Raw genomic sequence first — 10406 nt, 5'->3', positions numbered from 1 at the left:
CCATGGAAGTTCTCGGCTGGCGTGAACACCAGTTTACCGTCAATAATCTCGACTTGACCTTGGTCACTCGGCACAGACGCCGATTCGATGCTTAACGCATCGCCATCGATGTCAGTGTCGTTTGGCAACACATCAATCGTTACTGAGGTATCTTCCTCTGTAATTGTTGCGTCATTAAGGGCAATAGGCGCATCGTTAACTGAGTTTACTGTTACCGAGACTTGAGCTTCATCCTCTAGCTCACCATCTGAGATAGTGTAGCTAATAGTTGCATTACCATTGAAGTTTTCAGCCGGAGTGAAAACAAGCTTACCATCGACAATCTCAACGATACCTTGCTCTTCTGATACAGAAGCAGAAGTAATGGATAAATCGTCACCTTCAATATCACTGTCGTTAGCGAGCACATCAATGACAACCTGGGAATCTTCGTCAGTTTGAATAGCATCGTTAGTCGCTATTGGCGCGTCATTAACAGGCTTAATATCTAAATTAGCAGTGCCATTAATAACACCCCCATCGTCATCAATGATGTCATAGGAGAATGACACTTCAGTATCATCATCAGCTTCTGGGATATAAGTCCAAGATCCATCGTTGTTATCAATTAAAGTGCCATTCCCACTCTCAATAGTGACGTTTGTAACGATAAGAGTATCAGCATCGTCAATATCGACATTCGATAGTAATTCTTCGGTAGTTATCGTGATGGGATCGCTATCTTCTTCGATAGCGCTTAATGTCACTGGAGAATTAGTAAGTGGTTTATTTGAGCCATCTCCACTGGTTTCTATATTTGTTGCGAAAAAGTCATTTAAGGTCAACGCTTGTGTTTCAGATAAACCGAGGGATTCCAAGCCAATAGTTTCAAAATTTGTTGAGGCCAGTACTTCAGTGCCATCCCGTGCAATCGTGGCACTATTTTGTAAACTTGAACCACTGTTTTCACCCGCAGCTGGCGCGAGTTCTTCATCAACTATAGAAGGGTCTTGACCTTGCTCAATAGCACCAATAATTCGTGCCACATCATCAGAAATATCTTTTGAGCCTTGCTCTTCAGTTAGTTGAATGTTCAAATTTAGAGGTGCAGCATCTGTCGTTGCCACTACCACTTCACCTGGTAGGGGCTGTTGTCCTTCTGTTAGGACTCTCAGCTCCCCATCTAAACCTATTACGACGACTTGATTACCGAGTGACACTAACGCTGTACGATCCATATAAATCTTAACCCTAAATAACTGTCAAGTTTTTGACTAACAATACTAATTTGCTATATATTGCCTGATTATATAGTGCAATAACAGCAATTTGATGCTCAATTAAGTAATTATGTGTCATACATCAATAGGAATCTATGCGCATATTTGTCTTGTTTTAATAAAAGCCACTCAACTCTTGTTAAACATCAATTTCACTTTAAAATCGGGATCCTTATTCAAAATTTAGACCCACCAAATGAATTGATTTATCAAGAATGAAACAAATGAACAATGAATCAACAGGTTACTTCATCGTGTATTAATGTTATTGTGCGCTAAATTATTGACGCCCTTATAGGTATCCCACTTATAAGCCCTCTCACCTCGAGAAATTTTATTATTATCTAGGAGAATCACAGTGAAGTGGACTCGTGCCAACGCCTTTTGCATTGGTGTGTTCGCAGCTAGTCATGCTTTTGGGCAAACACTAGAGCAAGCGGTTGAAAACACATTAAAAACCAATCCTGACATCAAAAGTGCGTTCAATGAATTCGTTAGCAAGCAGTATGTGAATGAAGCATCTGGCGGTGCTTACCTCCCATCCGTAGATTTAGACGCCGGTATCGGTTATGAAGGCATTAACCCAGCAGAAGCAGGGCGAGATTCAACGGATCTGACAAGAAAAGAAGCGACCGTGACACTAACCCAGTTGATATGGGACGGTTCTGCGACACTTAACGATATGGATCGAACAGCAGCTGACGCAGAATCAGTTCGTTATCAACTGCTCGCTGATGCTCAAGACACGGCACTCGAAGTGGCAAAGGTTTACTTAGATTCAGTAAAAGCTTATGAAATTCTTACACTTTCAGAAAACAACTTGAAGGTTCATAAGAAGATCTACGAAGACATTAAAAAGCGAGTTAACTCAGGACTTGGGTCTACCGCTGACCTAACTCAAGTAGAAGCTCGTTTAGCAAAAGCTCACGGTAACTTGGTGGCGGCTCAGAACAACTTATATGACAGCCACACCACGTTTACACGCCTTGTCGGACAGTCCCCACAAGGATTGATTTTTCCGCGAGCGGACCAGAACTTTATTCCCTACACCATAGATGAAGCAATTGACTTGGCATTTGAATCGCATCCAGTAATCAAAATTTCGATGGCAGATGTAGACTCAGCTAAGTTCCAATATAAGCAATCTAAGGGAACTTACTATCCAACGATATCTGTAGAAGCGGCTCAAACGTGGCGTGATGATGCAAGCGGTATCGAAGGAAGCAGCGATGAAACGACAGCGATGCTGCGTATGCGTTACAACCTCTTTAATGGTGGTAGTGATGTCGCCAATGCTGAAAACTTTGCCTATCAACTAAACAAAGCCAAAGATTTACGAGAACGCGCATACCGCAGCGTTGAAGAAGGGCTTCGTCTATCATGGAGCGCGCTAGATTTAACGCTTCAGCAAAAAGAGTTTCTAGCGGATCACGTAGATTCGGCATCTGAAACAGTTATCGCCTACGAGAAACAGTATCGCATCGGTAAACGAACCCTTTTGGATTTGTTAAATACTGAAAACGAGTTATTTGAAGCGAGAAAAAACTACTTGGATGCTCGATATTCAGAGCAATACGCGAAATACCGTGTAATGAATGCGACCGGCCAATTGTTAAATGCCTTGCGAGTCGATGTGCCTACGGAATGGAATGAAAAGGTGGAGTACTGATCATGAAACCAATGAAAATTCTATTTGCATTAAGCCTTCTCGCCGTTACTCAACAGGTTGTTGCTGAAGACGAGTATGACTATCGACCTGTACCAAGTGCAGAGCAAATTGCTGACCTTCAAGATGAAGATAACGATGGCGTCATCAACGCTCGAGATATGTGCCCTGGCACACCGGAAGGCTCAGAAGTCGATAATGACGGTTGCGGCGAATACATTAAAGCATCAGATAACATGCAAGTGAGAATACTTTTTGCCAATGATTCTGATGAAATCAATCCCGTGTTCAGAAGACAAGTACGTGAACTGTCCGATTTTTTAAAAGAATACCCTACTACGTCGATCGAACTGCACGGCTACGCGAGTAAAGTTGGTGGCTCTCAGCACAACCAAGATCTATCAGAGAGACGAGCACGCAATGTCCGTGAGGCGCTATTGAGCTACAACATCGAACCGAGCAGAGTTCGTATTGTTGGCTTTGGTGATACTCACCTAGCGCAACAAGGTACCGATGAAGTCAGCCACGCTTTAAACCGCCGAGTAACTGCTTCTGTCGTTGGTTATAAAGGCGAGATTAAAAAAGAGTGGACAATATTCACTACCCTCCCTGAAAGGTAAAAATATCTGTATTAATGTTTGTTCAAACAAGCATTAATAAACCTAGAACGACATAAGAAAAGGAGCTTCGGCTCCTTTATTTTTACTCATTGCAATAACCGTATTATGCTTTAGGAATCGGCACTTTAGTGTTACCCTAGCGGCGTCATAACAACGAGAGTTTTGAAATGAGCAAACTTACATCAGATATCCAAGCAAACCTTGACCTTTTTGTTGCAGAAACAAAAGAAAACCAACTGGTTTGGGGTTTACGCAATGAAGAAGGTTGGCTATCTTGCGATTCAACTGAATTCGAAAACAGTGAAGTCATGCCTTTCTGGTCTTCTAAAGAAGATGCAGAAGCGCACAATGTTGAAGAATGGGCTGACTTCACTGTACTAGAAATCCCACTAGATATCTTTGTTGAAGATTGGCTTTTAACTCTTGCAGAAGATGGTGTTCTTGTTGGTACTAACTGGAACGATCAGCTAGAAGGCAAAGAAATGGAGCCTCAAGATCTAGCTAAGCTTTACATTGCATAACGACTTCTAGACCTCAACTTTATGTTGGGGTCTTTCTTTTTATGCTCTTTTTTTGATATGTCGACCAAGTGCATAGTTTTCCTATTCTTTTTCTTCGTACACCCAACTCAATCACAACGCTGATCAATTAATAGCGCTATTATTCTCCAATTCCAAAGCAACAAAAGAACATAAGGCACGTTTAAATATGCGCACGCTCTATCCTTTGCTTGCGTCACTCTTACTCGCCCCGGTATATGCTAGTGACACTCAAGATATTGAGCCAGAACAAAATATCACGCAGTGGCACGCCGTTTATCAAACCACATTGAGAAGTAATCCTGACTCAGCATTAAGCATGCTTCAAGATCGATACCACACCGCGAAATCGCACAGCGAAAAACTCTACGTCAGCGGGCTGATTTATGAATACATGTCGAACATAAAGCAGCCGTACTATGGAAGCAGCCAAGTTCTCAACAATAACTTTGCTCAGTTAGAGTCAGAGTACATTCTTGCCTTAAATGAACGTAAGCATGGTAGTTATGACGCCTCAGTAAATAGCTTTTCTTCATTGCGACAAAAAATGAAGCAGACTTCAGATTCTGAAGGCAAAGCTTTGATGAACTATCAGCTCTGTTATACCTTGAATCAACAAGGTCGTTATCACAAAGCAAACTTTTATTGCTCGTCGTTAGAAAGCCATCTAAGTCAACAACACCAAGAAAACTTCCCTATTGATCTCGCGTTACGTGTGGTAGCGAATAACTATAACTATCGTGGTGACTATGAAAAAGCGCTGAGCCTTTATCGAAAGCTGCTGGCCAACATGTCTGCTCAAAGCGATCCTTCTGGCATTTACAATGACGTCGGAAATTTGCTAGCAGAGCTTGGGCAGTTTGAACAATCAGAACAATATCTCATCCAAGCCCTACTCGCTCGTCAAGATGAAGGGACACCACTCAAAGTCGCCCAGGTCGAACATAGCCTTGGGGCAATGTATAAGAAATCCAAAGAATTCGATAAAGCCATCAATCATTATCAAAATGCATTAACAATACTCAACCAGCTCCAATACCCATATGGTCAAGGGTTAAGCTACTTAGGGCTGTCTGCGGTTTTAGCCGAAAGTGGGCAACTGGATACCGCCGTAGATTACATTAGAAAAGCTTTAGACATTGCTGAAACGTATGAAAATACGCACCTCGAAACGGAAGGGCATTTAGCTGCTGGGTTCGCGTATTTGAAAAACCATGCTACTGAAAAATCGATTGCACATGGCAAAGTCGCGTTAACACTAGCGATCAATAACTCTAGGCCATTATTACAGGCACAAGCTCAATTACTCCTTTCCAAAGCGTACCAAGCCCAAGGTGATTATAAACTGGCATTAGAGCACCACGAAGCCTATTCAAACATTGAATTGGCCAACCGAGACGCTAGCAATATTAAAGCATTAGAGGCATTAGACCTCACAAAGAAAGAGTACGAATATGATCTTCAAGTCGCTCGGTTGAATAATGAAAAAAGCTTAAATCAGCATCAATTTGAGAAGCTTACCGATCAAAAGCGCACTTATAATTTTGTGGTTTCCTGTTTGTTGGTCTTGCTCATTCTGGCATTGATACTTCAGCGACAAACACGACAAAAAGCCAAAATAGATAGTCTAACATGTGCGTTGAATAGAGCGGCAATTATAGAGACCATCAAAGGTCAAACCTCCAAAGCGGACGAAGACTTCCGCTATGTTTTAGCATTAATCGACCTTGATGACTTTAAGACGATAAATGATCAATACGGTCATCCGACTGGCGACTTGGTGTTACAGCAAGTTTGCCAAGTGCTTAAAGCTAAGCTCAATAAGGGAGAGTATATCGGCCGTTTGGGTGGAGAAGAGTTTATCTTATTATTGAAAAACGTCGATGAAATTGACGTTCCTTTCCGGGTGCAAAGCCTACACAAAACGATTTCAGAGAAGTGCGTACGCACGGTAAATAATAGTGATTTGAGTGTAACTGCTAGCTTGGCCTATCTATCAACATCAATGCCGCTTACCAACTTTGATGAACTTTATTCGATACTAGACCAAGCTTTATACCAGGCTAAAAAGCAGGGAAAAAACATCATTATAGACGCATACGATGAGCCAATTAGCCTAAGTTCTGACTATGTTAGCCAGTAAAGCAAGGCACGACTAAACGTCAGCAGCCTGCTTGTTCACAAGAGACTGCATTACGGTCTCTTTATTGTTTAGGTAATCATCTAAGCCAGCTTTGCGCAAATCGCACGATGGGCACTCACCGCAACCATCACCAATGACCCCGTTGTAGCAGGTCAACGTATTTTCACGAACCAGTTGCAACGCGTCATATTGATCAGCTAACGCCCACGTTTCTGCTTTATTTAGCCACATTAACGGTGTTTTGATCGTCAGGTTACGGTCCATCCCTTTCACCAAAGCCGTGTTCATTGCTTTCACAAAATCGTCACGACAATCTGGATAACCACTAAAGTCAGTTTCACACACGCCAGTAATTACGGTTTCAGCCCCAATTTGGTAGGCGTAGATTCCTGCGAGCGTTAAAAATAGAATGTTACGGCCAGGAACAAAAGAGTTTGGTAGACCGTTTTCTTGCAATTCGTGTGAGACAGGAATGTCATCGCGCGTGAGAGAGCTAATCGCAAGTTCGTTTAAAAGGCCAACATCCATCACTTTATGCGCTTTAACACCAAGATCCTTTGCGATCTTTTGTGCCACTTCTATCTCTAACTTGTGGCGCTGACCATAATCAAAAGTAATGGCATGAACTTCATCAAACTCTTTAAGTGCTTGAACCAGACAAGTCGTGGAATCCTGACCACCACTAAAAACAACAACGGCTTTTTTCATTTCTCTCTCCGCTCTTAAGCAATACTTAGATATTTATGAGTTTGAACAGACAAGCGCCAATTGCGAGCAATGCACGTTTCAATACACAATTGCGTTGCACGAGGCTTTTGGCTAATAGGCTGCAATGCAATGATAGTCTCAACCGCGACATTCGCATTTGCCAATAGCTCATCAAGGTGGTCGATGTCTTTTTGTGTACCAACAGGGTGCTTAATCTCATTCGCACGCTCTAACGCGCTATTGAGAACTGGAAGTTTACCCTTCATCGCCACTTTTGGTGACACGGTCACCCATGTATTTTCTGACGTGATGACTTCTGATGTGCCACTGGTTTCGATTTGGCATTGGCAACCCATATCCTCAAACGCCTTTGTTAAAGGGCGTAGATCATAAATACAAGGCTCCCCACCAGTAATCACGATATGTTTAGCATTAAAGCCTTGCAGTTGATATTGCTCTACGATGTTCTCGGCAGATGCGACGCACCATGTCGGAGAATCTTCCGTCTTCACCAAAATATCACCAATTTGACGTTGGTCATTCTCATCTGCATACCAAGTTTGTTTGGTATCGCACCATGAGCAACCAACCGGACACTCTTGAAGGCGAACAAAAACAGCAGGTACTCCAGTGAAAACCCCTTCCCCTTGGATGGTTTCAAACATCTCATTTAGCTTATACAACGTAGAACTCACTCAACTCATAATACTTCGAGGCGAAGACCTTAATGGACACACGTGTCTAGGTCAATTTAAACCAAAAATTAATTGTTAAAATAGACCATTTTGTAGTTTCATAGTCGCGGTGAGCGTAGGTTTCTGGTTAGCGTTATACCAAACCTTATTCACTTACAGTTCCCAAAAACTTTAAGGTAAGAAATGATGTATAAACTGATCGCATTAGATATGGATGGCACACTGCTTAATAGTGATAAAGCAATCTCTGAAGAAAACAAACAAGCGATCGCAAAGGCTCGAGAAGCAGGCGTTACTGTCGTTCTCGCTTCTGGTCGCCCATTAGAAGGAATGCAAGGCAAGCTCGACGAACTGAATATCCATTCCGATAAAGATTTTGTCCTTTTCTACAATGGCTCTATGGTTAAGAACGTAGGAACAAATGAAATCATCCACCAGCAAATCATTGATGGTAAGGCAGCAAAATTAGTCGCTCGTAAAGCGAAAGAATTAGGCGCTTATGTGCACGCATTCAGCCAAGTACATGGCTTGATCACCAATGAGAAAAACCCATACACTGACATCGAAGCCAACATTAATGGCTTAAATGTAACAGAGATTAATTTTGAATCGCTAGAAGATGATCATCCAATCATCAAAGCAATGATGGTTGCCGAGCCAAGTAAGTTAACTGAGGTCATCGCTGCGCTGCCGTCTGAAATGCGTGAAGAGTTTACGGTGGTTCAAAGCGCTCCGTTCTTCCTGGAATTTCTTAACCCAGCGAGCAACAAAGGTATTGGTGTTGCTGCAATTGCTGAGTATCTAGGTATTCAACCGGAAGAAGTGATCTGTATGGGTGATGCTGAAAATGACCACCACATGCTGAAGTACGCTGGCCTTGGTATCGCGATGGCAAATGCAATGGAAGAGACCAAACAAATCGCTGATTACATTACGGCAAGTAATGATGAACACGGTGTAGCTAAAGCGATTGAAAAATTCGTCCTTAACGCTTAATTCTCTCCGCCGCTATTGCGTCAACGTTATTACCTTTAACTCAGCCATGGCGTCAGATATACGCAAAGCCACATTGTTGAGCTACTCAACGTACAAGAAAGCCTTGCTGTAAAGCAAGGCTTTCTTTTTACTCGTATGCCTGAGAAAGAAAGCATACAACCATCAATCTAGCACTGTTTCTCTCTGTTGTTTTTCATGAATCAGCTTTCTTGCAAGCAAGATAAACAGCAACATCAACAATGGATAATGCAACGTCGACAATACCAATGACCACAAACCACTAAACGAGACAACAGAGCTTGAGTATAAATAAAGTTGCTCAACGAATACCAACGCAAGCGTTACAAAAATCATCTGACGAGAATCCAAATGCACTTTTGACTCTCTAAACGTCATAACCAACGCTGATGCCGTAATTAAAATAGCTAACCAGCGGCCAAACACAGGTAATGGCCAGATAACAGAGATGACCGCCGTTACCGCAGTCATAATGAACCAGACGCCTTTTGAGCTCAGCACTTGATCAACATTCACGTCTTGATTTGTTTCCAATCGCAGAACATGCCAGGCCACCAAGCTTCCTAACACCGCACCAAACAACATATCTAAGAAAAAGGCGCTACCAAGGAAAAACTTACATAACATAATAGTAAGCGTGATGAGCATCATAACAGCGGTCGTACCATTCAAACCGAAATAATGTGTTCTCTGAAATAAAAAGGTTAAAACACAAAACCAAACGGCAATAGGCAAACTTGGAAAACTAAATCCAAAGCTGTGTGTTAACTCCATCATTGGTATATAGACATGCGGGCGAGGAAGCGCAAAGCCCTGTTGAGCTACAAGTACCATCAGGGACGTCGCGCTAATAGCGAAAAAGAGTCGGAATACAAATCGACTGCCAAAACGCATCATTACTAACGGAAATAGAAAAAGCAGTATCGTAGGTTCTGTCAGTTCTATAACAAGATTTGAGATCTGATTCGCTACCTCGAAACTCGTGTCTGATAAAGCCCCTACCCAGCTTTGTAAGTCTTTCATCCACCTCAATTCAATCTGACGAAATGAAGGCGCGGATTCGATCAGCTGAGTCACATAAGATGCGGACTGCTGAGTAGCTTGTTCAAAAAACTGAATGGCTTGTGGCCATTGAGCGGGATAGCGGTACAAAAATGATGGCAGCTCGGATGGTCCAAGTAACATTGCAGATGCGATTTCTACTCCGTAGTGAGGAGCAAACCAAATAGGTAACTCATTCCCACCTAAGGAATTGTTCATCGAAAAAGCAATAATCTCAGAGTCTGATATGCAATCGTAATAAACCGCGGTGTCTGTTCTGCCAAGTTCCTCCCCAACCGTGACCACTAAACCCGTTTCTTCCCACGTTTCTCTTTGCGCAGCAACTTTGGGGGATTCTCCATCAATAATTGTCCCACCAGGTAGAGAAATCTTATCCGTCAATATTTCATGAACTAGCACTAACTTGTCGTCAGCACGAACAACGCAGAGCGCCCCTTTTACTTCGCTCGCTGCAGCTTTAGCCGTAGAGATTGGTGAAACAGGTAACAAAATAAAACAAAGGATGAGTAATAACAGCTGTCTCAACACAAAATATGACCTTAAGTAAACATTATGATAACCAATGAATAATGGCAGTTAATCTTATCTTTTTCGATAAAAATTAAGTAACGAGTTATGCCAAACAACGTTGATCGAATAAAGCATGATCTTGAAGCTCATTGGAGAGTAATTTAATGCAAACCTGACAAAAGTCAGACAA

At 42.3% G+C, this 10406-nt stretch carries 9 protein-coding genes; 5 read left to right on the top strand and 4 right to left on the bottom strand.

Annotated features, from left to right (window positions below; all coding sequences use genetic code 11):
• A partial coding sequence (locus tag L3V32_RS22495) for a cadherin-like domain-containing protein (RefSeq protein ID WP_237285267.1) occupies positions 1 to 1217 on the bottom strand: 1217 nt, incomplete at its 3' end.
• 400 nt (positions 1218 to 1617) lie between these two features.
• Here L3V32_RS22495 and L3V32_RS22490 point away from each other — a divergent pair.
• The 4 genes from L3V32_RS22490 to L3V32_RS22475 all read left to right on the top strand — a co-directional run bounded on the left by L3V32_RS22490 (position 1618) and on the right by L3V32_RS22475 (position 6227).
• On the top strand, positions 1618 to 2928 hold the full coding sequence (locus tag L3V32_RS22490; RefSeq protein WP_005395046.1) for a TolC family outer membrane protein: 1311 nt from the start codon (positions 1618 to 1620) through the stop codon (positions 2926 to 2928).
• A gap of 2 nt (positions 2929 to 2930) precedes the next feature.
• Entirely contained in the window at positions 2931 to 3545 is a 615-nt protein-coding gene (locus tag L3V32_RS22485) for an OmpA family protein (protein ID WP_046874949.1), read from the top strand.
• Positions 3546 to 3712: 167 nt separating this feature from the next.
• Positions 3713 to 4066, top strand: coding sequence for a DUF2750 domain-containing protein (locus L3V32_RS22480; RefSeq protein ID WP_005395049.1), 354 nt, complete (start codon positions 3713 to 3715; stop codon positions 4064 to 4066).
• A 187-nt stretch (positions 4067 to 4253) separates the two neighbouring features.
• Positions 4254 to 6227, top strand: a complete 1974-nt coding sequence (locus tag L3V32_RS22475; protein ID WP_237285266.1) for a diguanylate cyclase domain-containing protein — start codon at positions 4254 to 4256, stop codon at positions 6225 to 6227.
• A 12-nt stretch (positions 6228 to 6239) separates the two neighbouring features.
• Here L3V32_RS22475 and queC read toward each other — a convergent pair whose 3' ends face one another.
• Both queC and queE read right to left on the bottom strand, forming a co-directional pair.
• Entirely contained in the window at positions 6240 to 6935 is a 696-nt protein-coding gene (gene queC / locus L3V32_RS22470) for a 7-cyano-7-deazaguanine synthase QueC (RefSeq protein ID WP_005395054.1), read from the bottom strand.
• A gap of 14 nt (positions 6936 to 6949) precedes the next feature.
• Positions 6950 to 7600, bottom strand: a complete 651-nt coding sequence (gene queE, locus L3V32_RS22465; protein ID WP_046874946.1) for a 7-carboxy-7-deazaguanine synthase QueE — start codon at positions 7598 to 7600, stop codon at positions 6950 to 6952.
• A 216-nt stretch (positions 7601 to 7816) separates the two neighbouring features.
• Between queE and L3V32_RS22460 the strand changes: the two genes are divergently transcribed.
• On the top strand, positions 7817 to 8626 hold the full coding sequence (locus L3V32_RS22460; protein ID WP_046874945.1) for a Cof-type HAD-IIB family hydrolase: 810 nt from the start codon (positions 7817 to 7819) through the stop codon (positions 8624 to 8626).
• Between the two features lie 162 nt (positions 8627 to 8788).
• On the opposite strand, the gene L3V32_RS22455 is transcribed toward L3V32_RS22460, so the two are convergent.
• Positions 8789 to 10234 (bottom strand): bifunctional NUDIX hydrolase/phosphatase PAP2 family protein, encoded by a 1446-nt coding sequence (locus L3V32_RS22455; RefSeq protein WP_237285265.1) that lies wholly within the window; start codon positions 10232 to 10234, stop codon positions 8789 to 8791.
• Positions 10235 to 10406 lie beyond the last annotated feature (172 nt).

Source organism: Vibrio sp. J2-4 (genome assembly GCF_021728155.1).
GTDB lineage: Bacteria > Pseudomonadota > Gammaproteobacteria > Enterobacterales > Vibrionaceae > Vibrio > Vibrio diabolicus.
The sequence above is the reverse complement of the archived record's forward strand: the minus strand, read 5'-3'. Positions and strand labels throughout refer to the sequence as shown.

What these genes read in the sequence shown, in the direction of transcription:
- L3V32_RS22485 (WP_046874949.1), top strand. Translation starts at nt 2,931, where the DNA reads ATGAAACCAATGAAAATTCTATTTGCATTAAGCCTTCTCGCCGTTACT.
- L3V32_RS22480 (WP_005395049.1), top strand. Translation starts at nt 3,713, where the DNA reads ATGAGCAAACTTACATCAGATATCCAAGCAAACCTTGACCTTTTTGTT.
- L3V32_RS22475 (WP_237285266.1), top strand. Translation starts at nt 4,254, where the DNA reads ATGCGCACGCTCTATCCTTTGCTTGCGTCACTCTTACTCGCCCCGGTA.
- queC (WP_005395054.1), bottom strand. Translation starts at nt 6,935, where the DNA reads ATGAAAAAAGCCGTTGTTGTTTTTAGTGGTGGTCAGGATTCCACGACT.
- queE (WP_046874946.1), bottom strand. Translation starts at nt 7,600, where the DNA reads ATGTTTGAAACCATCCAAGGGGAAGGGGTTTTCACTGGAGTACCTGCT.
- L3V32_RS22460 (WP_046874945.1), top strand. Translation starts at nt 7,817, where the DNA reads ATGTATAAACTGATCGCATTAGATATGGATGGCACACTGCTTAATAGT.